Below are 25809 nucleotides of genomic sequence, written 5' to 3' on the forward strand. Positions count from 1 at the left end.
GAAGTGACCGATAATGCTTACCACGGGACATTTCTTAATAGCATTGAAAAGTCACTAAATGAAAAAACCCGGGATGTTTATACAACCCGGGTCTTCGTTTTTTATAAATTTTGATTTAAGACATTTTAAATACATGGCGTTTGGCAATCCAGGTCCCTTCACCATATTCCCCCACACTTAGATGTCCTTGGAGAGTGTCTCCGACGAGCTTTCCGTTAAAGAAGGAGTGTACCCGTGCACCATCAACACCATAGGTGCTGCGGATGACGACATCGTTCCCATTAATGCTTCCCACCAGATCACGTGAGCCTATATGGCCAATGTAAGTGCCTTTTAGATCATTCCCAGTTTGCTGAATCATAAAGGTCTGTTTGACCGTTGCAGCATAGTATTTAGTTTCCACATCCCATTGTCCGCTCAGATCAGCAGCTGCCGGGCCGCTTGGGCGTGATACTGGCGTTGGTTTTGAAAGGATCTCATAGAGGCGATTTGCCACTACCTTTTCATCGCCATCGTCCATTTGTGAAGAATCAACTGAAACGCTTGTCCGCTGGTTAGGCTGGAAATAACTTCCGGCTGCTCCGATGGAGATCCGGGGTGTCCCGGTCCATAAAAGATCTTCTACATCCTGTCCAATGTAGGGGATGGAAGACTTATCCCACGCCACGGTCAAACCAGGTGCTGGATTCGAACGCCCGGTTGGCTGACGTATACTTGTGGTAATTCCAGGAATAGATTTTAGTTTTTGAGCAATCGTTTCGAGGCGAGTGGTCCATAATTTCCTTTCTGCTACATGGTCACGTTTGAACCACATTTCTGCAGCAGTCAGCATTCCTATAATTTCCTCACGGCCCACCTTAAAGCCTCGTCCAAATCCGTGATGGGGTCCGGTGTTCATTCGGGCGGCCATAATCAGATCTTTCCGGCCAACAAGCAGCCCCGCACATTGTGGTCCGCGCATAAACTTTCCTCCGCTGTAAGCAACAAGATCAGCACCCTGCTGGATGTGAGGATTTGGGTTTTCCGGACCTTCTGCAGCTGCATCAATTAGGATAGGGATCCCTAAAGGTTTAGTTATCTCTGAGATTATTTTCAACGAAAGCGGCCCACTATTCGAACCTGCCCCTGCGAGAAGATAAACCATCGCAGTGCGCGGACCTAAAGCATTCTTCAATTCCTCAACATTTGATACCTGCACCATCCTAACCCCAACAGCTTTACATCCAGCATCATATGCCGAACGGGAGTAGGAGGGCACTACCACCTCGTCTTTCATTCCTGTAATATTTGGGATCATCCAAATTTTATCCGGATCGCCACCGGTAACGCAGCCCGCGGTCCCAGCGGTAATTGCCGCTGAGGCGCCGGCCGTAACACATCCCGATTCTGTCCCCATGATTTCACCCAGGCGCTTTCCAACACCATCCATTAATTCATCAATTTGCACATACTCATCAATTGCCGCCTCCATAGCTTCTCTTACTTCGGGAAGAACCTTACTTGCACCAATAACGGTTACGGTTCCGCGTGCATTGAGCATAGGTTTAACTCCAAGTGATTCATATACGCTTTTACGTTTCGCTTTTGGCGTAGGCGAAAACGATTCAGGATTTAAAGTGCCACCAACGGCACCGGAAACCGGCAATATCGCGAGGCTTTTAATAACATCTCTTCTTTTCATTTTAATCTTTTATCGTAACAAGGTTAGTTAAAGATCAATGTTTTTCTTTGTATATCGAATATTTAGACATAACATTTTGGATTGATAAGAAGAAGTGATATTTGCTTTCAACGGCCAGAGATATATTCCTTTAATTGGGTGGTACGAAATTTCAGCTTAACAAACCGGGTTGCCCTCCATGGTATTCCAAATTCGAATAATCCATATCAAACAACTCAGCAGTTTCTGCGTATTATATCATAATTTCATAATATTAAACTGCGTCAAAATCAAGGAAAATCTAGCGTAGAATACAACACTCTCTAAATGAATTCTAAACCCACCAAGTCAGATTACGAGCATCAATTTGATATTTTAGAGCATTCCCCGCTACCATCAGCCATTTTTGTATCGGAAGATATCATCATAAGGTTTGCGAATGAGCCAATTTTAGCAGTATGGGGTAAAGATCGTTCGGTGATTGGTAAGCCCTTTGAGCAAGCTCTACCTGAATTGAAGGGACAGCCATTCGCAAGCATAATTAGGAACGTCTGGAAAACAGGAGTAAGCTATCAGGCGACTGATACCCCCGCAATTCTTAAAGTTAATGGCATTGATACAAAATTCTACTTTGATTTCGCCTTTAAACCATTAAAAGATGAGAACGAAGAAGTATATGCCATACTAAATACAGTTACCAATGTTTCTGAACGTCATGTCATTCTCGATAAGGTCGGTGAAGCTGTTGCAGCCTTATTACGGGAGCAGGAACTGAATGAGGAGTTGGTGGCAATAAATGAAGAGCTTAAACGTACTCAGGAAACACTATCAGCCTCTAACGATACACTGGAGGCCCGAATAGCTGAACGTACCCAGGCTTTGGCAGAGAGTGAAGAGCGGATTCGTTATATGCTTGCGGATGCGCCGGTTTCCATAGCCTTACTTACAGGTCCTGACATGGTAATTGAAGCTGCCAATAAGAAGATGCTTGAAGCCTGGGGTAAGGATGGAAATATTATCGGAAAGCCATTAAAATTCGCCCTGCCTGAATTGAAGGGTCAGGATTTCCTCGGTTTACTCGATCAAGTCTACGCTTCTGGAAAGCTTTATGAAGGAAATGAAGTGCGAGCGTTGATTGAGCAGAATGGAGAAATGGAAGAGGTCTATTCAAATTTTGTTTATCAACCTTTAAAGGATGATCGGGGCAATACCTTTGGAATTGTGATGACAGCAAATGTTGTTACTGAGCAGGTTCGCGCAAGGCAGAACGTAGAAAGAAGCGAACATCTTCTCCGCAGTATGGTTACAACAGCCCCAATTGGTATGACCATTTTGCGTGGCCGAGACATGATTGTAGATCTGGCAAATGGTCCGATGCTTGAAATTTGGAATCATAGCCACGAAGAGGTTATTGGACGTAAGCTCATGGATATATTTCCCGAACTTACGGATCAGCCATACCCTAAACTGCTGTTGAGTGTATTTGATACAGGAAAGCCTGTTAAGATGCCTGAGCTGGAAGCAGACATTATATCCCCGCACGGCAATAAGCATATTTATATCGACTTTTCTTATGATCCCTTATTTGATGCCAATGGGGATGTCGAGGCTATAATGGCCACTGTTATTGATATTACCGAGATTGTTGAAACCCGGAAAAAACTGGAAATGAGCCAGGAAGAACTGCAAGCAACTAATGAGGAATTGAGTTCCACGGTTGAAGAATTAGCAGCAGCGAATGAGGAACAAATTTCCATAAACGACGAATTAGCGACAACACAAGAACACTTACAAGCAACTGTCAATGAACTTGCCAGCAGCGAATCTCGATTCCGTTTTATGTTGAATGCGATCCCGCAACAGGTGTGGACAGCTTCACCTGACGGATCTCTAGATTATGTAAATCAGGTGGTATGTGACGATTTTGGGTATAATACGGAAGAAATCGTGGGACATGGATGGCAAAAGTTTATACATCCCGCGGACATCGATGAATGTATCAAAGCTTGGTCGGCCTCCTTGCAGACGGGAAATCCATATATGGTTGAATTCCGCCTCCAATTTCATGATGGCACATATCGCTGGCATTTGGCACGGGCAGTTCCATTTGTTGAAGATGGTGAGATAAAATTATGGCTGGGAACAAATACTGATATTGAAATCCAAAAAGAAAACGAAATAAAAAAGGATGAGTTCCTTTCGATAGCCAGCCATGAGCTAAAAACTCCTTTAACCAGCATAAAAGCCTTTAATCAGCTGCTTCAGAGAGTCAAAGAACCTGATAAAGTTGAAAAATTTGTTCAAAAATCTGCAGAGCATATCTCGCGCCTTGAGCGACTTATTTCCGATCTACTTGATGTTACTAAGATCAATGCTGGGAAAATGCAATATAATATGGAGCCGTTCAATTTCGGCGGCATGGTTCGCGAAAGTGTTAACATACTGCGCCATACAGCTCCGGATCATGAAGTCATCCTCGAAAGTGTTGCTGATATCGAATATACTGGAGATAAATTCAGACTTGAATTAGTGATCAACAACTTCATTTCGAATGCGATAAAATATTCTCCCGAAGGGAAGAAAATTATTGTTAATTGTAGAATCGAAGAAGGCAATATTGTATTTTCTGTACAGGATTTTGGCGTCGGAATTGCCGAAGAGAATTTAGATAAGCTTTTTGACCGCTATTACCGGGTAGATAACACTGCTATGCGTTTTGAAGGACTGGGATTGGGGCTCTTCATTTCCTCGGAGATCCTAAAGCGTCACAAAGGAAGCTTCTGGATAGAGGGCAGGGAGGGCGAGGGATCCACATTTTATTTCGGCTTGCCTCTAAAACTGGAAGCGAATAATGAGGTGTTGAAAAATACCGACAACTACTATCAGGATTCGACTGTAACTATGTTCAATAACCCGGAGCATAGGCGTATTGAATTGGATTGGACAGGGTTCCAAAATTTCGACACTGTCAAAAAAGGTTGCTTAAGGGCTCTTGAGATGATAAGCGCTCATAAATGTACGAGCGTGTTAAATGACAATCGAAACGTAATTGGTACCTGGTCGGAAGCTTCAGATTGGGCTGGTGAAGTCTTTTTTCCATTGATGGAGAAAGAAGGAATCAAACGTCTGGCCTGGATATTTTCTTCAAGTGTTTTCAGCCAGTTGTCGGCTAAAAAGAGCATTGATGTGGATGTTTCAAATATAACAACCCAGTTTTTCACGGATATTGAAGAAGCAAAAATGTGGCTTGAGCGTGAGAATGATATCTAGATTCTTCAACATCTTAATAAGAGTTGGAAATCTCGTAACATGAGATGAATAATGCTACTTGAACTCCATTCTTAGCGTATTTCAGTTAAACTGAATATGATTGAGTTTGTGATGTTCGTTCAATGGTATAGTAAAACTTGATGCTTTAATATCTCTGAACTATCTCTTACCATTGATGTTATTATGTTTAATGGCACTAAAACGCAGGAGATATAGCAAAGAATTCGTTCATAGGAAGTTGGTTTTTAAACTTCGGATCTTTCTTGCGCTTTTTTTCATCATGCTTATCATTAGCATTTATGATGTGTCTTTTTCATATATAGCTCCTGGCAAGGCTCTGTTCGCTTTTCTGATCGGTATGGTTCTTGGCTACATAGTAGGAAGTGCGGCTAACGTGGTTTGGCATGAGGAAGCCAATAAAGTTATGATGAAAATGGATATTATAAGCGGCGTTATCCTTGTCCTGTACCTTATTTTCGCAATATTTAAAAGAACGATTTTTCATTACTGGTTTAGTGGAAATGAACTTTCTGGATTCGTAATTTCGCTTTCAGCTGGTATAATGCTGGGGAGATTCGTGTCTGTGAGGAAACAGATCATTTCCGTTCTTAAACGCGAGGATAAACACTAACCATGGTGGACGTTAACTAACTTTTAATGCCAGTATCTGGTCGCGGTACCTCGAAGGCAGAATAAAGTCCTTTACTATCCCGTCGAGCTTAAAAAGCCGAAAAACCTTGTATGCACTAACTACAGGCCCTAGAAGTTTGATGCCGTTCAAGGACAACATTTCCCTTACCTCTGGTGGGGTTATCAAATTTTGTGCTTGCCTTAGCAAAGCATATCGCACAAGTCCCAGATGTTTGCGGTATTGTTTATAAAGATCAGTTGTAAGGGCTCCATTTGCCATGTTATTTTCCAGGTGAATCTTTCTGCTTTCTTTCCATAGTGCAAGATTTTCTGGCAGCCCCTTAATTCCCATTCGTAAACCTACATCATTAAATACCTTGAATACCTCAGCTTGCTCGGCTTCAGTCAATTTACGTTCCAGTACTTCAAATGCCCGTATCGAATAATCGATAAGCATGTACAGAACATCGCGATATGCCCAATCGGGAATTTGAGCTCCGCGGCTGGCTTCGACATTTTTATGTATCGCCGTGATTTGGTCAATTGCTCTTAAGGCTGATTCATAGTCTGAGAAGACAATTTTTTTAGCATAAGCAACAGTTGAGAACAACCTGCCAATGGGGTCGGATGGAAGACGTCCGGTAAAATATAACCAATCTACTGCTTTATTTAATGCGAACTCAGCAGATGCCCCGGCGAATATAAAAAGTATAGTATCCGGATTTCCCCAGATTTTCCTGACAACTGAATCCTTTGTTACAAAATCTATCATCTCATAATCCTCCTTTCAACAATCAATACTGTTATAATTCCGAGGGTGTATGCCAATATGTCTAACCACGAAAATGAAGTACCTATTATTATATTAGCTAATGGATAGTGACTTAATCCTAAAACTTCTACTATCCGGAAATATTGCAAAGTTTCAAGTAGGCAAGCAAAAATCAGCACGCTTAAGGCGATTACTGTTTTGTTTGCAACTAATACAGACTTGACCAGGCAGTAGAGGAGGATTACGACCAAGTAGTCGCCGACATAGGGTCTTACAATTAAATCATTTACGTACAAGGCAATGAATACCTCAGTCAGAAGAAGCATTATCGCAAGTTCAATATATTTGCTATCCAGCCTAAGTTGCATAAAAGTACTTTGATGTGCAAAGTAAATCATTATTAAGGATAACTGCAAGTATTTAGAAATTCCATGTCATTATCAATGTGATGCTTGAGTGTTCGCGTTGAATCGTAACGATTTGAAAAAAAAGTACGTAGAAGAGTTGACTGCCGATAGGCTCCCAAAACTAAACGCAAAAGCAATAACTTCCTTGATAAGCGATAAAAGGGGATTATTTGGGGTATGGCCAATAGTGTTCTGATTTCTTTTGACCCGGCAAAAATTAAATTACTATCCCAACCGCATGTCTATCTCGTCACTCCTAAGCAAAAGGAAAGCAATGTGTGGCACAACGCATCGTACTGGGGCACCCTGGCGGTAATCTTTACAGAACAGCAGGCGGCAAATTATTCAAATTTAATCCTGACACTATTAAACTAGACATTTTGGATGAGAAGGCCTCGAAATCGACCATTGACGGACAAGGTAAATTATATTTCAGCAGAGGAACGCATCTGTGGCAATATATAGCTGGAAAGTAATTGAACGGATTGTATTTATTGCTGTAATTAAGTATCTTGGGTACGTAAACGTAGATATGAAAAAGCAAATTTCCAGACGATATTTCATCGCAGGCTCAGGGGCATTATTTGCAGGGTTCGCACTGAATCTTGATGCATCCGCTTTCCTGGCGGACGAACCCATAATCGATATTCATCAGCACACTGATTATGCCGGGCGGACACAGGAACAAATGCATGCTCACCAGCGCGCCATGGGTATTACCACCACCATACTTCTACCTGCAGGGAGACCCTTGAGTTATGGCTCAACACATTATGGCGTAAGTAACGGACTGCAGGTTAAAGCCGGTGGTAATGAGATATGTTACGCTTTTGCCCAGCAACATAAGGATGAATTCACTTATGGTGCCTGCGAAGTTCCTGATTTTCCTGGCGCGATACCTGAACTTGAGAAATACCTGAAACTTGGTGCAAAGGTGATTGGCGAGCTTAAATTTAACGTCGAGTGCGACTCTCCGGAGATGCGCAAGATATACGAGCTCGCTCAGGCATATAATGTTCCGGTTCTTATGCACTGGCAATATAATATGTATAACCGGGGCTACGACCGCTTTCACAAAATGTTAAAGAAGTATCCGAAAGTGAATTTCATTGGGCATTCTCAAACCTTTTGGGCAAACATTGATAAGAATCATACTGATCAGAACGTGTTATACCCTAAGGGAAAAGTTACTCCAGGAGGATGGACAGACCGATTACTTAGCGACTATCCCAATATGTACGGTGATATGTCCGGGGGCTCGGGTCTTAACTCCATGACCAGGGACGAAGACCATGCCCGGGAATTCCTAAAACGACATCAGGACAAATTGCTCTATGGGAGCGACTGTGACGATAAAGTTGGGACGGGAGCAGCTTGCCAGGGTGCAGGCACAATTGCGGCCATCAAAAAGCTTTCACCGACAAAGGAAATTGAAAGAAAGCTTCTCTACCACAATGCTAAAAAACTCTTTCGCTTGTAGCCGGTCCACATCACATTATTTAATTAAAACTATCAAACAGAAATACAGATTCGATGAAGGAAAGAAACGAGCGACGGGATTTTATACGGAAAGTTTCATTGACAAGCCTGGGTATTGGTCTTGTAAACCCATTTACAGAAGTTCAGGCTGCTCCCGCTGAAACTAAAATTATCCCGGCTCTGGTTCCATCGTACAAACCATCAGGGCCTTCATTGCCATTTATCCCGCGTCGTACCGCAAGCTGGTGGGTTACGCTGAATGAAGTACAATGGTCGCAAAAGGGTATCAGGGATGAAATAAAACGCAGGGCAGCGGCTTTTGCAGAAGCAAAGATAGACACCGCTATTATTTTCGGCTGGCATATTCGCTTCGATTTTGCAAATTACTTCGGGGCCCTGCACGGCTACATGGCCGAAGTTGCAGATGAGCTCCATAAGCATGATATCAAACTGATGGATCATTATTCCTGTAATCACACGGAGCGTCCGCGCGATAAAGCCGAGTTTGAAAAACTCCATAGGGGACAACGGCATCATGTTCTGTTATTTCATGATGAGGTAGCAAGGGATCATGCGCAATACGAGAAACATTTTTTTAACGATATCTGTGAGATAGACCTCAGAGACGGTAGTCGCGGTTATGCGCGCCAGTATCAAATGGAAGCATTCTGCCATAATAATCCGGCATTTCTTGATATGCATGCTAAATACCTCCAGCGATTGCTTAAAGAGGTAGATCTGGATGGTATGCAGGTGGATGATATGTGTGATTATGCCGGTTTGACCACGTGCGGGTGTCAGCATTGCCGCAGCCGTTTCAAGAAGGATTACGGTCATGAAATACCAGCTTTTTCAGATAAAAGCTTTTTCGGAGATACCAGCAAACCCATGCTGCAATGGGGCAATTATCAGAATCCGGTATTCAGGGACTGGATCCGGATGAAAACCGATGGTATTGTTGATCATGTGAAAATGGTTAAAAGTATTCTTGGCGATAAACCATTAATGTCTTGTTGTTCTAGTACCGGGCCATTAACCCTTAATGCGATTTCCCTGGACCTGGAAAAAATGGCGCCGCACCTCGACTTCTTCATGCTCGAAAATGTGGGTACCAATATCAAAGGAGTTGACTGGCTGCACATGGACGCTGAAGCAATGAACCAAAAAGACATAGTCCAATGGCGCGGCGATGCGGTTGCAATGGCCCTGAGTTACACCATTTATGAAATAGGAGGATATTTTGGATGGACACTCAGCCGTTTCTGGGGAGTGGCCAACTGGAGCAGCACCCTAACCAAGCGCCTTGAAAGAGATCCGCCGGATGCTATGGAACAGGAGGACGTTATTGCAGCGACTAATAAATGGGAATTGAAGCACAGCGACCTCGATATTCGGGACGGGAAGGATATTGTGGAAGTACGGGTCGTTAATAACAAGCTGTGTAAAGACAATGGATTCAAAGACGAAAACGGTGTAGAGCACTGGTTCAAAGCCAGGGCATGGTCGGGTCATCTCGTACAGGCCAATGTGGGCTATCGGTTTTTACGCTTTGAAGAGCTTGAAGATCGGGAAGCGTTGAGCCGGGAGAGGACACCGCTGATTATCGATGGGTCCGGGTGTATATCTGACAAGCAGTTTGAAGCAATTTGTTTTTATTTGGCGAAAGGTGGAACTGCCTGGCTGGCATTGCCCTTTGGTACACACGATGAAAAAGGATTTAAGCGTACGGTGCCGCTGTCAGACAAGCTTCTGAAGTCCAATTATAAAAATCTCACGTTAGTGTCTTCTGCTATCGGTCGCAATACCCTAAATGAGTTCATTAGCACTCGTAAATTCAAACCGCTTATGCGTCAGGTTAGTGGTGATAGTGGATGGACTGCCAGGTTCAGGTTACACAAAGGCAAACCCGTTATCCATTTTATGAATTCGAAAATGGAAGGTGTCCCTCATCCTACAGTAACGGATGTTCCTGGAAATCCTATTCTCGCGGGCATCAATTCGATGATCAAGAACAATGACTTGCAGTTCGAGATCCTAAAGGGCGGTCCGGATGTGTCAGGTTTGAAACTTCTAAGCCCTGAAATAGGGGCAGAAAAACGTAATATTCCAGTCGAGAAATTGAAGAATGGGAATACCCTAATTAGTGTTAGCCTGGATAAGATAAAGGTGTATGCGGTTGCGCAGGGGTAGAGGTTAGTATGAATCCCCACCAGGTTTAATATATACAATAGAAAAAATGATCCCGAACAAAACACTTTTTAAGCTAGTCCTATTTTTAGTTGTCTTTTTATTAGATGGTTTGATAACGACCGATTCAGCAACAGCACAGGACAAAAAGGAGCTCCTGATTGTGACCTTCGGAAACTCGACCACGGCGCCGAGAAAGGGGATCGAACAAGTTTACGCGGTGCGCATTCATGACTTGCTAAATGAGGCGGGAATACAGAATAGGGTTATTAATTCTGGGATAGGTGGCAGCCATTCGGGTTCGGTAAAAGACAACGACTTTACGAAGATTGAGCACGGAATGGATCGTTTTGAGAAGGCTGTCTTAAACCATCATCCTGACTGGGTGACGCTAAACTTCGGCCTCAACGATGCCTACCAGGACAAAGGGGAAGGGACCTCGTCCCGGATTCCAGTTGAAAGGTATATCGAGAATCTGAATTATTTCATCTCCCGCATTAAAAACGATAATGGGAAGGTTATCTTACTAACCCCGAATCCTGTGGGATCCAAGCTTCCCAAATTTCGCTATGAACGCTTAACTCAGTACCAAAAAGCCGCGAAGAGCATCGCGAAAGCAAATCGTGTTTACTTTATCGATTCCTGGAAATTGTTCTACCGTCATACGCGTAAAAACCCACAAAGCATTGATTCATTGCTGCCTGATGGCACTCATCCTAATGACGAGGGCCATAAACTTATCGCAGAAGCTATAGCGAGGATAATCCGGAAGGCCGAGAGGTAAAGTGTGAAATCGGAGGTCTGAACGCAGAAATCAAGTTCATTCCTACATCTTAATCAATAGATCACACTGTCTCGAACGTAGGATAAACGTAAGATAAACGTAGGATAAACGTAGGATGAGGCTTCCTACACTAATCCTACACCCATCACGCAAAGTCCCTTTATTAATCCGTCAGACACTAAAATGTTTTTACGCAGGTTTCGAAGGATTAGCCCCATATAAATTATCAGTTACAAATGTTTTTTCCTCAGCCCTGACGGCCGCTTTAGCATCCTTGTGGGTCGGTAACCAGTTCTGGCGGACATCGCATTTTTCCTGTGGTACGCCGCGTATTACAACCGCTGTTTGTGGGGCGTAAAACGTGTTGTTGTAAATCTCGATAATGGTTCCGGCAATGGTCGTTCCGTCTTTGCGGTCGCGGCCCCCATGCATGTCAAAACAATGACTTAAGGAGATTTCCTCGTGCACATTATGACGGGCCGTGTAGCTGCAGCCAATTCGGCCTGTACCTGCTATCGAGTGACGGTTTTCATTGAACATATTGTACTCGATCATCGCCGAGGAGTTATCCAGGGCTACGCCGTACCCGAGTCCATTATACTGGCATTTATGTATCAGGTTATGATGGATGTGATGATCATTCCCGGCAGGAAGATTTACTCCTGCATGTGCAAAGGCAGAGATCTCACAGTTGTCGATCTCGGCTTTGTCGAACTTGATATTAATCCCATTTGATGTTGGGAATTTGTAATAGTAAGTGTGTCCGGGGCCGCCAGTTCCAAAGGCTCTCTTATGGTGATCCAGATACCGTTTAGGGTTCGGACCCTGCAAACGTATTCCGCTTATCCGCACATTTGGTCCCATTACCTGAATCATTAAAGGGGTGTCTAGGCTGTCGCTGGTTATCTGGGCACCGGGAGAGCCATTATGACCGCGGTCACTTGCGAGAGTAACCCCTTCCGGAATCTTTAAGGTTATCTTATCGATATAAATAAATGTGGTCATATCAATAACAGCCTTGCCAGGGATAAAAACTACCTGACCAGCTTTAGCCTTACCCAAGACATCTATGAGTGTTTCCAGATCTTCTGCAACGAAGTCGCCCTTAGTCACGATTTTTTTATAACCTGCACCACCGCCAATAGGACCCTGGTCGTCAGCTTTAGCTCCATAAACCTTGCTTCCGATTTTTTTCCAGGTTTGCTTATCCGCAGTGGATTCTATGCTTTCTAAGCTCACCGGATTCCCAAGCGCTGGGCTTATCGAGGCTAAAGCTACAAGGGAGCCGGCCGATGCTGCAGCTGTGACGAATTGTCTTCTACTGAAATTCTTTTCCATGTTCTCTTTATTTCTTAATTAACGGCCACTCGCTGTGCGAGGTTATGGTGAATTTAGCGCCCGGTTCAAAGTCAAACCGGTAGTTGTTGCTTCCTTCAGTTCGTTCTGCAAGCGGCTTCAATCCGCTCACAAAGGAAATGGGTCCGCAATAAATCTTGCTCGAGTTGCCGTGCGTTTCAATACTGACTATGGTGTAGCTTGCATCTCTTTCTCCATCCGTTGTAACGAAGATCTGCTCGCCTTTTAGTGCTGTTCCTTCTGGTAACTTCTGATCGACAACAATCCATCCCCCGCCTGAGGTTTCTCTGTTCATGTTGACAACTTTCCCGGTGATCTGCCCTTCAGATTTGAGGTTCACCTTGCCGTCACTCAATGAAGTTCCATTAATTAGCACGGCTTTCTTTGTACTACCCGAGTTTGTACGGATATAGCCTATTGTTCCCGACATAGACAAATTGTTAGGCAGTTGCATTTCCTGCGTTCCGGCATTATACATCACGTAATCTGTTTCGCCATTGGTGTGCTCAATCTGCAGGGCAATCTGGTCCTCACTGCTTGTTGCAAGCCGTTTAACACTTTTGATAAAGGGCTTATGTTTATAGGGCTCAATAACTGACACGAAGTTGCTCTTAAGCTTGTCACCTTCCGTATGCATAAGTACATATCCCAATTTTTTAGGATTGCCTGGCTTGTTCTGCGGTGGATCACCGTCTGCGAGGGCAACGTCCTTGGATTGGGTGAGGGAGTACATTCTGAGATGCACATTGTCTTCAGCTTTGATAGTACGATAGCCAGGTTCTGCTTTCCAGTCAATCATAAATTGCCCGGCAGGGTTAAGGTCTTTTTTTACATTATAAAAGAACGAATAGCCGCGCGGGAATCCATTTACCCCGGTACCTTTTGGAATATTTTCGCCGGCATAAGTTCCTTCTTTTTGCGGGATTAAGTTCAGTCCGGAGGTAGTTATTTCTCCGGGCGGCCCGTGGAAGCTATATACATGATCATTACCGCCATTAACCTGGAAAAGGTCTATAACATATGAATTGCTGTCAGCACCAGCCTCGATGAGGAACATGGTCCTTTTGTATGTGTCAAGTCCTGGATAAGCCTTTTTACCGTCCAGTTCGAAAACACCAAAGCCATTCAGTTGCTTGAATATTTTCGAATAGCCACTCCATATTTCTTTTTGTGGCTTCTCATCAACAAAAACGGTATTATGGGAAATTGTGCTTCCGGTCCAGTCGTGATTGCTTGGCATTGGTGTAGCATATTCGGGATAACCGTGGTCAGGTGCCAGCCAGTTGCCGAATGCAAAGAGGTCGAAATTCAGCATATCAGGGTGAGCATGTTTCATTGTGCGCCCGTAATTACTGGTGAGGGCTATTTCAGATGCTCCTTTGCCGCCTTCAAGTATTGCAAGGCCAAATCCACTCATCAAATAGCCGCCGATTGGCCGTGGGCCGGCACTTGATCCAATTTTGGCAATTTCTTTCGCGATAATGTCAGGATCTTTGGCAAAAATATCCCTTTCAAGGCCCTCGGCAGAGAATTTATTACTGCGAAAGGCAGCTTTAGCATATTCAGGATCTTTCGTATAACGATAGCCTTTGGTAATAAATTTAGGGTCAATATAGTTCCCGACATACCCGGTTGATCCTGCATCGCCGATGTTTGGCAGCGCTTTACCTAATGCCGACATACGATATGCCGCCAGAAATGTTGTTGCATATTGCGGGAATTCTTTAATAATATTATGCTTGGTGTATCCGGCATATCCATCTAACCTGTCAGCAATGTCGGTTACTAGCCGTCCCCACATAAAAGTATATCCGGGTGCACCTTCTTCAGTTGTTCCGTCATGGTCCAGATTATTGATCATTTGGCCGGAAATATCCCCTCCATTTGGAGCGAAAACCCAATCGAGCCAGGTAGTGGTTTCAGGCTGAGTATCCAGTGCCATCGCAGCCATGGCTACAGCTAGTTGATGCATACCCTGGTTCCCTTTAACTTTTTTAGATAGGGCACCGTTATAAACCTCTCTTAATAGCCCATCGTCAACATTTTTAATAAACAGGCTTCTGCTTCCTTTTGGCGATGGCAACTTGTATTTCTGAGATTGCTTTTTCAGGAAAGAATAAAGTTCCGGATTGTCGAGCGTACCACTAATTATCTTATCGTAATTGTCAACAAAAATCCGGACCAGGCTAGTTTCCCAGATATTTCCCCCGATCTTGCCGATCAATGTGCCTCCGTCAGAACCATACCAACCCCTTGCAGCGTACGGATTCCAGTCCATGGCAGGATAGACGTCTGCCAATCGATCCAGTATGATGGCAGCCTTCCGGGCATAAAGTTTATTACCTGTATAGATATAAGCATCACCCAGTTCGTTCAGCGCTTTATTGATATAGTCCCAATGTTTCCAATTATAATAGGCGATGAACTTATGAGATCGGCCATTGGAATCAATGTAGCCGAAGCCATCATCTACCCCGTATTTGTGTAAGGGGTCATTTGGATCTGGATGTTCTGCATTGAATAAAAGGCTTTTGTCGCCTTTTGAAGCATTGAACTGACCAGTTTCATCAATTGCCGATTTAAAGAATTTAGCAAAGTCGTTGGTAGGGAAGACGCTCTTACAGGACGGGCAAGTTAACTTCCAGGGTTTCTTCTCAAATTCCGGTTCATAGGGATAATTTCCATATTTAAGCACATCCAGCCCGCATTTCAGGCATCCAAGTATTTTAGGACCTTTGGTTAGGCGGTCGAAGGTGACATCGATGGTGCGGGGGAGGTTCTGTCCCTGAACCATAGCCCAAAGCTCCTCATCGCTTTTATCAGTCCAGAAGGCAGCTTTACTGATTGCATCACTTTTAAGCTTTTTACCCCAGTCATATTTGTTGCAGTTAGCCTGTACATTGCTCAGCTTTTCTTTTGTGTAGAACCCGCCGTGAGAACGTTGCGAGTAAGATTGATAATTGAAGCCGAGCAGAGCCAGGATTAGTAGAAAAACAAATCTTCTTAGAATCATATTTGTGAGGTTGTATTTATAATCTTTTTAATTTCCCGGTGTTAACTTATAGCTATAAAGATGTGAACCGCTGACAAAGAATATTCTTCCAGATAAATAATCACCACCTGCTTTTATGGGGCCGGGGGAGGTAGCAATCAGTTTCATTTCATAGGTTTGTGGCGTAATTTTCACTATCCCACCTTTCGCGAACAGCAGATAAAACTCTCCTTTCGGCCCTTCTACGAAAATTCTTGGGCTTTGCTCTGCAGTAGTCAAGCCGAATTTTGCTGCAATGTCTTGCTGATGAACAATTGATTTACTTGCGGCATCAAAAACAAAAAAGGTTTTCTTGTCCACAATTCCGTAGATGAGGCCTTCCGGGCCGACTCTCATTTCACTATATTCTTGGGCACCGTGGAAAAGAACCTTTTGCCACTCGATCTTTTTAGTGGCCATATCCATAATATAAACCAAAGCTTCATTAGCTTTTTTCTCCCCGCCTGTCCCAGGAACGGTTGTCGTTCCACCAAGAAGTTTCCCATTCGGTAATGGAACCAGGCTGATACTGCTCTGGTCTTTGACGACGTCAGAATCACTGAGCAGTTGAGACTTCTGAGTGTTATTATCCCAAAAAAGCAGACCGCCACCCGTAAGACCATATTCAGGAGTGCCTCCCATAATGACGGTTTTTCCGTCCGGATGAGCTATGATCCGGAAAGGCCTTACTATATCATGCCCTGCATTCGCATAATAGATAGGATTAGAATCTTTATTTCCTTGCACCGTTCTAACCCATCGTTTCGCAGGATTCCATTCGATTAAGTGCCCTCCGTTATATACTCCGAAATAAACTTTGTTTTTCTGATTTACGAGCGCATTAAACTGTCCGAGAGCAGCGCGGTTCACCCATTTGTCCTGCTTTAGATTGTAGTTGAAGAAACGCATTGGAAAGGCTGTACCACCAACAATAGTGCTATCCGGTGCTGTGCCTATTCCCATAACAATAGCACCATCACTGGTATAATTGAAGTTTACTTTTGTGGATTTCTTGGTTTTGGGATCTTCTGTTATAAGTATGCGATCGACCAGGTCAAGTGTTTTTAAAACCTTGCCATCGGGAAAATTCGTATCGAAGAGATTTTGACTACCCGTGGTAATAGGTTTTAGTTGCCGGTTTTTATACAAACCAATCTTTTTTCCTTGTCCTTTGTAGAGCTCATACCATTCGTCGTCAACCGTTCCTGTTGTTTGTCCGTAAACCTTGCCATTCAAATCCCGATACACCAAGGCCTGGCCAAGCCTGCGTTCGTTGGAAGGAAGTATTCCTTTTGCAACACCTGTTTTGGGGTCAAAGGCAAAGATCTGCGTACTTGCATTGCCAAGTCCGAAGTATATCCATCCTGAATCATCAGCCGCCAATGCCCGCTGATACTGGCGCCAATTCTCCTTATTCACATAGCCATAATCTTTTAACTCTCTTGATTTAGGGTCAAAAGAAACGATCCCGCTGTTTGGATAAGTTACAGCCCATATCTTGCCCTTGTCATCCTCTGTCATAGCCATTGCCATTTGGGGCATTGTTCCTTTGGTAAAGGTAAAAGCACGTTTTACTGGATCGAACTCAGTGAAATGATCTCTAAAGAGTGTGTAAAACTTGTTGTCGCTAGATAATATAGAAGAGTAAGGTGTATCTTGTTTGGGATCAAATTGAATTGGAAACTCCTCACTTTTTCCGCTTAAAGCGTCAATCATCAACAAGGCATAACCACCGCGGTGGTCAAATAACCACACCAAAACAACGTTTCTGCCGTTACCATCAACGGTTGTTACCACCCCGCGGTGATTGCTGATAGGAGAGGCGACCCCATGATCGTAAAATCCATTACCTAGATCTTTCGTAGAACTTTCGACGGTAAATCCTGTACTGTCGGCAAGGGGAATTACCTGAACTGGTTTTTGTGAATAGGAGTCTTGAAATGTGAGAATACCAAGGCTAATTAAAATTATCGTTTTTAATCTCATACTGCTTATGGGTACGTACCCATAAATGTAAAATATTTTTATTATATATGTCTTCATATTTTTCAATGAGCCGAATAAAAAGGACATTTTCTGACTGAAGGATATTCCATTTTAGGATTTTGATTTAGATTCAAGTAGAGGAATGGCATTAATAAATAAAAAGTTATGATTAAAAGTACTGTCGGTTTTATCGTTTTAATTTTCACTTTGGCCACTACTAGTGTGGGGCAGCCAATATCATCGCAAAGCACTGATAATTCTAAAATTGAACAGGCGAAACAAGTAGTGCAGCCCTTGCTGGATATGAGCCTTCCTGAAGTCATGGATCAGGTTCCTGCTGCATCGGGTCTTAATTTCATTGGTTGTCCAAACTGCCATGGGGGTGCGCAGGATATGGGTGTGTTGAATTGGGAACCAGTACTGGGCTCATGCGTGAAATGTAAGTATTGCAGTATGGTTTTCCCAAATGAGAAATTTCCCTACAATAAAGAGAAGGTTATAATTGCACCCAGCGGTGCAAAGCAAGTTTATCGTTATCACGAAAGCAAGGAGGGTGCGCAGTATTTTTTTGAAGCTCATGCCTGGTATGAACGATGGAAGTGGATACAATCAATGGCTACTGAGTTATCACAATTATGGAGTTGGACGAGGGATGAAGCATATGGAGACAGGGCGGCTGTGATTTTAGGTCGATTCGCTCAGGTTTTTCCCGATTATGCGATTCGTTATGATTACCCAAGTGCAAAAGTTAAGTTCTTCCCGGCAGATCAAAAATGGCCTTATGAAGGGTTAACAGCTTATAGGGGCGCAAAATGGTATTGGTGGGGCTACGGTGACATTCCAGCTGATATGGCAAAGGCATATTCAAAACTTCAGAACGGGTACGACTGGAAGAGAATGGATAAGCTAATTGGAATAGAAACAGCTAAAAGGATTGAGAACGATTTGTTAATAAAAGGTTACGAATTTACTGCAGCAAATCCTGAAACCTTTTCAAATATGTCGCCAGGTACATATCGTGATATGGTCATAGTCGGACGTACTCTTAATAAACCTGAAATGGTTCACGACGCGGTAACACGGTTCCGTGAGTTCTTAAAACTGGGTTTCTTTGCGGATGGATGGTGGAAGGAAGGCACGGTATCTTACCATGACCAGACCGTAGGTTCACTGCGGGGCGTTGCTCTTGCAGCGCAAAACTATACAGATCCGCCTGAATGGAAAGGTGAGCGGTATGTAAACCTGGATCTGATTAAGGATATGCCGTTTTTTAAAAAGGCAATCGCTGTCAGCGAAGAAGCGGTTCTTCCAAATGGGCGAAAGATCCCTATCAATGATACCTGGGCTTACCGCAACGGTACACCGAAACCGACGAACAAAACAGTTTCGCGATTATGGCCCTCATTAGGAAATGCCGCCCTTGGTGTGGGGGAGGGGAAGAATCAAACCATGGTAAATGTTAATTGGAGTGGAAATTATGGTCATTCGCACTATGATAATGGGTCCATTATTTTATTCGCACAAGGGGGAGAGCTACTTTCCGACATCGGTTATACTCATGGAAAATACCGCGGCTGGACAATCCATACTGCTTCGCACAATACAGTGGTGATCGATCAGAAACCCCAGGATGCCGGAACTTTGATAAAGCCTGTGACCGGTAAGCTACTCTTTTACGATGATAGAGATCCGCATGTAAAAGCGATCGATGTAGATGCTTCCCCGGCTTATTCAACATCTGAAACTTACAGACGGCGATTAGTGTTGGTGCATGCGGGTCCCGGGCGGGATTATATTATAGATCGTTTTGATGTTAAAGGAGGAAAAACTCATGATTGGTTTCTGCACGGTATGTGTGAAGAAGATGGGATTTTAACTGTGTCAATCCAATTAAATGAAGAGATTAAGAGCCTTGTCCCTGATTGGGGAGGAAGTGCTAAGCCAAAGAATCAATACGAAGCGGATCTGGAAGGCAAGAAGATCCATGCTTATTCCTACCTGAAAGATATCAAATCAGGGCAAGCAAATGGCTTATGGACAGCCACATGGAAATACCAAAATTCCGGACTTCGAACCCATAATCTCGCTCAAACGGGCACAGAGGTTTTTAGTTTTAAATCTCCAACGGTGCGTCGCGCTGAAGAAGACGATAATAAACTTGACCAGTTTATGGGAAACGGCATAATGCAAAGACACAAAGGGGGATCATCGTCATTTGTTTCCATTCATGAGCCATTTCAGACACTCCCCTGGATCAAATCTGTCAGTTCTGAGGATGATACCTATATCGTAAATTATGAACTTGACGGGAAAGATATAACGGATCGAATAACACTCGTTGATACTAGTATTCATGTTACTTCAGGTGCAGGGTGGGATTACAAATCTGGTGAGAGCAGTTCGGGAAGTCTACTTTCATTCAAGATGGACAATGGAATTCCGAAATTTGAGCTCGATAAGGAATACAATAACATAGGCTATATCCGGTTGGAAATTCCGGAGGGTGGAACGGGATATTATCGGGTGAGATCTACGACGGGTAATTGGTTGACCTTGGAAGAAGACCCTGGGTTTATGCTGACTGATCAAGGAAAATTAAAGTATTTTACTTTCCCCCACAGTGAAAATTCCGGACCACTTCGTTATACCGTCTTTCAGAACAATGAAAAGGAAAGTATTAAATAAATGGCGAAAGTTATTATGCCTTCAGCAACTTAGCTACTAAAACTTTACATCAAGTCATTTAAATATTATTTGAATTTACCAAATTTACTAGTTACTTTCGGGTACGTTACCGCAATGCTACCCGAGAAGGTATTGATATGGCGATAAACTAATTTAAAATCAAAATACAGATCATAATTAAACATAAGGATAGTGGCAATGAAAATCAATTCACACAATAAATTTGCTCTTTTACTTTTACCGTTCGCATTGTTAGCAGGAGACAGCATTGCGCAGCGTTACGCCGGACCGCTAAGTCCTGAAGAATCTCTGAAAAAGCTCAACGTTGCCCCTGGTTTTTCGGCACAGATCTATGCGGCTGAACCATTTGTTATGGATCCTGTAGCCCTTGAATTTGATGAAGCAGGGAATGCTTATGTGGTTGAAATGCCTGATTATCCGTACGAAGTTGAACCTGGAAAAGGACATGGACGTATTAAAATGCTATCTGATACCAACGGTGACGGGCGTATTGACAAGGCGACCATTTTTGCTGAAAACGTAACTGAAGCAACAAGTATTCTTCCGTGGAAAGGGGGGCTGATCGTTACCGCAGCTCCGAATATATTATACTTGAAAGACACAAACGGAGATGGAAAGTCCGATACGTCCGAAATATTATTTTCTGGCTTTTTTCAGAATAATTCTGAGGCTCAGGTTACCAGTCTGAGATTTGGCATCGATAACTGGATTTATGCAAATAACCGGGGGCAGGCTGGGAAAGTATCTTTCAGTAAAACTCCTGGGGAGGCACCTGTGGAAGTAAGGGGGGCGGACTTTCGTTTTAGACTGGATAGAAATGTTTTCGAACTGGAAACCGGTCCGGGGCAATTCGGTCAAACGATAGATGACTGGGGTCACCGATTCTTTACTGAAAACTCCATTCATCTTCAACAAGCGGTGATTCCCTGGAGATATACACACCGTCACGCTTTTCTGCCAACATCGAAATTTAACGTGACAATTACTGACCACGAGGAAATTATGTTCCAGGAAACTGCTCCACCGTACTGGAGGGCCGAGCGTACGAATCAGCGGAACAAAATGTATAAGGAGAATAACATGAACCGTATAGAATATGCCGAAGACCGATTCACAGGTGCTTCTGGAGGTATGATTTATAATGGAGATGCCTTGCCGAAAGAATTCTATGGAAATGTGTTCACTACAGATGTAGCCGGTAATCTGGTTCACAGAGATATCTTAAGCCCTGACCCTAAAAGCCCGGTATTACTGGCAAAACGTGCAGAGAGGGAAAAAGATCGCGAATTTATCTACTCCACTGATACGTGGTTCCGACCGGTTACCTCATCCGTGGGGCCCGACGGGTATCTTTATGTTCTTGATTATTACAGACAACATATTGAAACTCCAGTCTCGATCCCAGACGATCTGAAGGCTGACATGGACTTTATGGCTGGAAGTGATAAGGGGAGGATATATAGGATTCTTCCTGCAAATACTTCATATAAAAGTGCTTCGGTTGATTTGAAAGGTATGACTAGCGCAAAACTAGTGGAGGCTTTGGCTAAGGACAACGGCTGGTGGCGGTTACAGGCTCAGCGTTTGCTTCTTGAGCGTCAGGATAAGTCAGTTGTACCGGCGGTTAAAGCTTTTTTCAACAGTAGCAAAGATGCCAGGGCAAGGCTGCATGCATTATATGTCCTTGAGGGTCTTAATTCCCTGACTGCTGACATAGTTAAAAAAGCTTTAACGGATGTTGCTCCAGGAGTTAAGGAAAATGCTTTAATACTAGCAGAACGCTTTCCTGAAACTCTGCCTTTAATGATTCAAAAAATCAATGATGCTGATAAGCGGGTAGCTTTTCAGGCAGCTTTGAGTATCGGAAATTTCAATAATAAAGAGGTAATTGCAGCACTGGCAAGCGTTGTAGAAAAATATGGTAACGATGCGTGGTTTAGAAATGGAGTTTTAAGTTCGGACCCTGGTTCATCTCCGGAACTGTTAAAGACGCTTAGCCAGAGAAACTCATTTGTAAAGAATCCTGCTGATTGGAACGTTGCATTTCTTCAGGATCTGTCTACTGTTGTTGGAGCCAGAAATAACAAAGCTCAGGTATCGACTTATTTAGATCTGATTTCTCAACCATCCCTGAACAATGAAAAGATGCAAATTGCGTTACTTAAAGGCTTGAAAGCGGGTTTGATTAAAAATGAATCGACAAATATTCAATTGAAAGAAGCGTTAGCGCAGGTAAAACCTGATAGTTTGCAAAATGTAAAATCAGGTATTTTGACTTTAAAAAAATTGTACTAAAAGATCTACCAGGATGAAAGAGAACCAGGATAAATATTCGCGCAGGTATTTTATTGGAAAGTATTTTTATGCCAGCACGGTATTGTTGGGAGGCGGTGTTTTACTTGGATGTACCTCCTTAAAGTCAGTTGCAAACAGCATCCCGGAATCAAGTCCCGAGGGAGCTAGCCCTCAGACTAGTCAGGATACAATCAAAACAGGTGAAGGTAAAGTCGCACAACAACAAACAGCTCAGCAGAAAAACCCGTGTGATGATCTTACAGGTGTAAGTGCGGAGGAAATCGAAAAGCGCAAGAAATTGGCATATGTGACTAAGACCCCAATTCCAGATAGTCATTGCAGCAATTGCACCTTGTATCTTCCGCCAGCAAAAGATAAGCCATGCGGTGGATGTATGTTATTTAAAGGTCCGGTTCGTCCGGAAGGCTATTGTGCATATTGGGCACCTATAAGTAATTAGTAATTACCGTGCATTTTACAAAGAAAGCTGGAATCATTCTATTTTCATTGCTGGCAGTATTAAATGCTGAAGCTCAGAGTGTTAATAGCCCGATTAAATATCTTTCTTCCAGTACTGTACAAGGTGCTTCGGATGCTGTGATTGTAGAAAACACCCCGCTAGTCCATACCAAACAGGTTTTACCTGAGGGAAAAAATGGAAGCATTGTGCAGGATAATTTTAAGGCTCAAACCGAACAGGTCTTTAAAAATATCGCACAAAGTCTTGAAGATTCAGGGTCTCAAACTGATCACATTGTAAAATTGAATGTTTATCTGACAAACGTCAATTTGATATCTGATTTTCAATCAATTCTAAAGCGGAGATTCACAGAAGGAAAACAGCCAGCAATTACATACGCTATTGGGGAACTGCCCAATCCACGAGCCCTTATTGCAATAGATGCGGTTGCGGTTTCAAAATCAGAAAATAAGCGTGTCACACTCATCGGAGGAACCGGAACAGAAGCAGCTTCATCCGCTATACTACCTGCAGGGCCTGTTGTTTATGTTTCAGGTCAGGCCGCTAAGGGCGACCTCAAGCAGGCTACCAGGGCAACGCTGACTCAGTTAAATGAAACATTAACTTCTTTAGGGCTCTCCATGAATGACGTCGTGCAAATTAAATCATTTCTTACTCCCGTTTCTGGCCTGGATATCGTCAAACAACAGTTCGCCGAATTTTTTAAAAATGAAAAAATTCCCCCACTGGTTTTTGTGGATTGGGTCAGTTCTGATCCTGTTATTGAAATTGAATTGATAGCATCATCACACACACAAGGTGTGAAGAATCAGCAAGTTGATTTTATAACTCCTCCTGGTATGACATCATCACCAGTGTACAGTAAAGTCTCCAGACTTAATTACGGGAAAAAGGTTTTCTTGTCGGCCATTCACGGGCTTAGTGATGTGAATACTGACACAGAAGTATCAACCTTGTTTGACACAATGAACCGCCGCTTGCAAGCCAGCGGATCAGACTTCAATCATCTCTTAAAAGCTACTTATTACATTGATAGTGATCGCTATAGCAAAAGTTTAGGAGATATCAGGCCAAAATATTACGACCCCAAGCGGCCGCCGGCTGCATCGAAAGCTATGTTGAAGGGAATCGGGCCTGATCGTTCTGGGATTTCTATAGATATGATAGGAACGATTAAAGAGTAGCAGCAGATAGTAGTTCAAAATTTAATCCAGTAATTATTATTAACATTCGTTGTATACGAGAAAAAAATTATTATTTTCGGGTACGTAAACGTCGAACCTTTTCAGGAAAGAACGAACTGAGAATCACGATCTGTTAAGTTTATGTGAACAACCACAAATTATAGTCAAAATGAAAAATCGAAAAACTGACGCATCGAGACGCAAATTCATAAAACAAAGCTCTATAGCCGGAATGGCTACAGTTTTGACAATGGGTGCAACTTCATCAATTTTAGCCGGGACTTTAAACTCAGCGGGAACTCCAGCCATCCTGGGTGGTACTTCAGCATGGGATAAAGCTAGATGGATAAAATGGCCAATTTGGATTCCAGAGGCGGATGAAAAAGGAGTTTTGGATGTATTGAGAAGTGGTGTTTGGTCTCGGGCAGCCAAAGTTGATGAATTTGAGCGCGAATGGTCAAAAGCTTGTGGCGTTAAAAGGACTTTGACTGTTTCTAATGGCACCAATGCGTTGGTCGTTGCTCTGAATCAGTTGGATATAAAAGGAGGTGACGAAGTGCTAGTGCCTCCCTACACTTTTATTGCTACTGTGCAGGCAATTCTTGCCAACGGAGCTATGCCGGTATTCGTTGATGTTGATCCTGAAACCTTCCAGATTGATCCGGATAAGATCGAAGCGAAAATAACACCTAGGACGAAGGCTATTTTGCCAGTGCATATTATGGGCCTGCCGGCTGATATGATTCGAATCATGGCAATCGCTAAAAAGCATAATTTGTTGGTTGTAGAGGATGCTTGTCAGGCACCATTAGCTGAAATAAATAAACAGGGAGTGGGAACATTTGGAAATGCAGGATGTTTCAGTTTCCAAAATTCAAAAAATATAGCCATTGGTGAAGGCGGCGCTATAATCAGCAACGACGATGCTTTTATGGATAAATGCGTTTCTTATCAAAACCTTGGATTGCCTTATGGTAGTGCTGTTGGTACGATCGCAACAGGTAGCATAAGACTCGGTACGAAAGTGCGTTTCACGGAATATCAGGCAGCAATTGGGCTGGCACAATTGAAAAGACTGGAGGCTCAGACCGTGATCAGAAACGAAAATGCAGCATATCTGAAGTCGAAGCTGGAGAAAATTCCAGGAATTTTGCCTTACAGACTGTACCCGGGAGTGACCCGTGCAGCGTTTCACCTGTTCCCTTTCAGGTATAAACAAGAACAATTCCAGGGCCTATCGCGGGCAGATTTTCTGACTGCACTCAGGGCAGAGGGGGTTCCTTGTTCTAGTGGCTATGCTCCTCTGAATACCCAGGAGTTTCTTAAAGATGCCTTCGCTTCCAAGAACTTTAAGAAAATGTATCCTAAAGAATTACTGGATTATACCAAATACATGGAGCGTAATCAATGTCCTAAAAATGATCAGCTATGTTCTGAAGCAGTTTGGTTCACCCAGAATTTGCTGTTAGGTAGCAGAGAAGATATGGACTCTATTGTTTACGCAATAGACAAAATTCACAAAAACGCGGGTGCAATTAAAACCTCGATGAAGAAGTAATTCGTGATATTCGAATTTAGCAA

The 25809-nt window shown here is 43.2% G+C and carries 17 protein-coding genes; 11 read left to right on the forward strand and 6 right to left on the reverse strand.

What is annotated here, in order from left to right; genetic code table 11:
- Nucleotides 1-115: 115 nt before the first annotated feature.
- The gene (locus B5X60_RS01840) at nt 116-1681 is read right to left on the reverse strand and encodes an aminotransferase class V-fold PLP-dependent enzyme (RefSeq protein WP_079700861.1); all 1566 of its coding nucleotides are present in this window, start codon (nt 1679-1681) and stop codon (nt 116-118) included.
- A gap of 306 nt (nt 1682-1987) precedes the next feature.
- Here B5X60_RS01840 and B5X60_RS01845 point away from each other — a divergent pair, with 306 nt between their 5' ends.
- A complete protein-coding gene (locus B5X60_RS01845; protein WP_079700863.1) occupies nt 1988-4930 on the forward strand; it encodes a PAS domain-containing protein in 2943 nt (980 codons plus the stop codon).
- Between the two features lie 190 nt (nt 4931-5120).
- Nucleotides 5121-5561 (forward strand): hypothetical protein, encoded by a 441-nt coding sequence (locus B5X60_RS01850; RefSeq protein WP_079700865.1) that lies wholly within the window; start codon nt 5121-5123, stop codon nt 5559-5561.
- A gap of 12 nt (nt 5562-5573) precedes the next feature.
- Here the strand turns inward: B5X60_RS01850 and B5X60_RS01855 are convergent, their stop codons facing one another.
- Both B5X60_RS01855 and B5X60_RS01860 read right to left on the reverse strand, forming a co-directional pair.
- Nucleotides 5574-6332, reverse strand: coding sequence for an oxygenase MpaB family protein (locus tag B5X60_RS01855; protein ID WP_079700867.1), 759 nt, complete (start codon nt 6330-6332; stop codon nt 5574-5576).
- On the reverse strand, nt 6329-6730 hold the full coding sequence (locus tag B5X60_RS01860) for a ribosomal maturation YjgA family protein (RefSeq protein WP_317043728.1): 402 nt from the start codon (nt 6728-6730) through the stop codon (nt 6329-6331). Before B5X60_RS01860 ends, B5X60_RS01855 begins: the two co-directional genes overlap by 4 nt.
- A gap of 287 nt (nt 6731-7017) precedes the next feature.
- Here B5X60_RS01860 and B5X60_RS18195 point away from each other — a divergent pair, with 287 nt between their 5' ends.
- From B5X60_RS18195 to B5X60_RS01880, 4 genes are read left to right on the forward strand one after another with little or no spacing between them, the layout of a single operon-like run.
- A complete protein-coding gene (locus B5X60_RS18195; RefSeq protein WP_170878355.1) occupies nt 7018-7215 on the forward strand; it encodes a hypothetical protein in 198 nt (65 codons plus the stop codon).
- A 56-nt stretch (nt 7216-7271) separates the two neighbouring features.
- The gene (locus B5X60_RS01870) at nt 7272-8219 is read left to right on the forward strand and encodes an amidohydrolase family protein (RefSeq protein WP_079702268.1); all 948 of its coding nucleotides are present in this window, start codon (nt 7272-7274) and stop codon (nt 8217-8219) included.
- Between the two features lie 53 nt (nt 8220-8272).
- On the forward strand, nt 8273-10408 hold the full coding sequence (locus B5X60_RS01875; RefSeq protein WP_079700872.1) for a hypothetical protein: 2136 nt from the start codon (nt 8273-8275) through the stop codon (nt 10406-10408).
- A gap of 46 nt (nt 10409-10454) precedes the next feature.
- Nucleotides 10455-11189 (forward strand): SGNH/GDSL hydrolase family protein, encoded by a 735-nt coding sequence (locus B5X60_RS01880; RefSeq protein ID WP_079700874.1) that lies wholly within the window; start codon nt 10455-10457, stop codon nt 11187-11189.
- Nucleotides 11190-11378: 189 nt separating this feature from the next.
- Here the strand turns inward: B5X60_RS01880 and B5X60_RS01885 are convergent, their stop codons facing one another.
- The 3 genes from B5X60_RS01885 to B5X60_RS01895 are packed head-to-tail and all read right to left on the reverse strand — an operon-like array spanning nt 11379 to nt 17619.
- Nucleotides 11379-12527, reverse strand: coding sequence for a hypothetical protein (locus B5X60_RS01885; RefSeq protein WP_079700876.1), 1149 nt, complete (start codon nt 12525-12527; stop codon nt 11379-11381).
- Between the two features lie 7 nt (nt 12528-12534).
- Nucleotides 12535-15558 carry a heparinase II/III domain-containing protein gene (locus B5X60_RS01890; RefSeq protein WP_079700878.1) on the reverse strand — a complete coding sequence of 1008 codons (3024 nt, stop codon included), beginning with the start codon at nt 15556-15558 and terminating at the stop codon, nt 12535-12537.
- Between the two features lie 27 nt (nt 15559-15585).
- The gene (locus B5X60_RS01895) at nt 15586-17619 is read right to left on the reverse strand and encodes a hypothetical protein (RefSeq protein WP_245803444.1); all 2034 of its coding nucleotides are present in this window, start codon (nt 17617-17619) and stop codon (nt 15586-15588) included.
- Nucleotides 17620-17727: 108 nt separating this feature from the next.
- On the opposite strand from B5X60_RS01895, the gene B5X60_RS01900 reads away from it, so the two are divergent.
- The 5 genes from B5X60_RS01900 to B5X60_RS01920 all read left to right on the forward strand — a co-directional run bounded on the left by B5X60_RS01900 (nt 17728) and on the right by B5X60_RS01920 (nt 25786).
- Nucleotides 17728-20247 carry a heparinase II/III domain-containing protein gene (locus B5X60_RS01900; protein ID WP_079700882.1) on the forward strand — a complete coding sequence of 840 codons (2520 nt, stop codon included), beginning with the start codon at nt 17728-17730 and terminating at the stop codon, nt 20245-20247.
- 198 nt (nt 20248-20445) lie between these two features.
- Nucleotides 20446-22563, forward strand: coding sequence for a PVC-type heme-binding CxxCH protein (locus tag B5X60_RS01905; RefSeq protein ID WP_139377340.1), 2118 nt, complete (start codon nt 20446-20448; stop codon nt 22561-22563).
- Nucleotides 22564-22576: 13 nt separating this feature from the next.
- Nucleotides 22577-23023: a high-potential iron-sulfur protein gene (locus tag B5X60_RS01910; RefSeq protein WP_079700885.1), complete on the forward strand. Its 447-nt coding sequence runs from the start codon at nt 22577-22579 to the stop codon at nt 23021-23023.
- Between the two features lie 8 nt (nt 23024-23031).
- Complete coding sequence (locus B5X60_RS01915; RefSeq protein ID WP_079700887.1) at nt 23032-24228, forward strand: RidA family protein; 1197 nt, start codon at nt 23032-23034, stop codon at nt 24226-24228.
- Between the two features lie 169 nt (nt 24229-24397).
- Nucleotides 24398-25786, forward strand: a complete 1389-nt coding sequence (locus B5X60_RS01920) for a DegT/DnrJ/EryC1/StrS family aminotransferase (RefSeq protein WP_079700888.1) — start codon at nt 24398-24400, stop codon at nt 25784-25786.
- Nucleotides 25787-25809: the final 23 nt, after the last annotated feature.

Origin of the sequence: Daejeonella lutea (assembly GCF_900168015.1) — a bacterium.
GTDB lineage: Bacteria > Bacteroidota > Bacteroidia > Sphingobacteriales > Sphingobacteriaceae > Daejeonella > Daejeonella lutea.

What these genes read in the sequence shown, in the direction of transcription:
- B5X60_RS01840 (WP_079700861.1), bottom strand. Translation starts at nt 1,681, where the DNA reads ATGAAAAGAAGAGATGTTATTAAAAGCCTCGCGATATTGCCGGTTTCC.
- B5X60_RS01845 (WP_079700863.1), top strand. Translation starts at nt 1,988, where the DNA reads ATGAATTCTAAACCCACCAAGTCAGATTACGAGCATCAATTTGATATT.
- B5X60_RS01850 (WP_079700865.1), top strand. Translation starts at nt 5,121, where the DNA reads ATGGCACTAAAACGCAGGAGATATAGCAAAGAATTCGTTCATAGGAAG.
- B5X60_RS01855 (WP_079700867.1), bottom strand. Translation starts at nt 6,332, where the DNA reads ATGATAGATTTTGTAACAAAGGATTCAGTTGTCAGGAAAATCTGGGGA.
- B5X60_RS01860 (WP_317043728.1), bottom strand. Translation starts at nt 6,730, where the DNA reads ATGATTTACTTTGCACATCAAAGTACTTTTATGCAACTTAGGCTGGAT.
- B5X60_RS01870 (WP_079702268.1), top strand. Translation starts at nt 7,272, where the DNA reads ATGAAAAAGCAAATTTCCAGACGATATTTCATCGCAGGCTCAGGGGCA.
- B5X60_RS01875 (WP_079700872.1), top strand. Translation starts at nt 8,273, where the DNA reads ATGAAGGAAAGAAACGAGCGACGGGATTTTATACGGAAAGTTTCATTG.
- B5X60_RS01880 (WP_079700874.1), top strand. Translation starts at nt 10,455, where the DNA reads ATGATCCCGAACAAAACACTTTTTAAGCTAGTCCTATTTTTAGTTGTC.
- B5X60_RS01885 (WP_079700876.1), bottom strand. Translation starts at nt 12,527, where the DNA reads ATGGAAAAGAATTTCAGTAGAAGACAATTCGTCACAGCTGCAGCATCG.
- B5X60_RS01890 (WP_079700878.1), bottom strand. Translation starts at nt 15,558, where the DNA reads ATGATTCTAAGAAGATTTGTTTTTCTACTAATCCTGGCTCTGCTCGGC.
- B5X60_RS01895 (WP_245803444.1), bottom strand. Translation starts at nt 17,619, where the DNA reads ATGAAGACATATATAATAAAAATATTTTACATTTATGGGTACGTACCC.
- B5X60_RS01900 (WP_079700882.1), top strand. Translation starts at nt 17,728, where the DNA reads ATGATTAAAAGTACTGTCGGTTTTATCGTTTTAATTTTCACTTTGGCC.
- B5X60_RS01905 (WP_139377340.1), top strand. Translation starts at nt 20,446, where the DNA reads ATGAAAATCAATTCACACAATAAATTTGCTCTTTTACTTTTACCGTTC.
- B5X60_RS01910 (WP_079700885.1), top strand. Translation starts at nt 22,577, where the DNA reads ATGAAAGAGAACCAGGATAAATATTCGCGCAGGTATTTTATTGGAAAG.
- B5X60_RS01920 (WP_079700888.1), top strand. Translation starts at nt 24,398, where the DNA reads ATGAAAAATCGAAAAACTGACGCATCGAGACGCAAATTCATAAAACAA.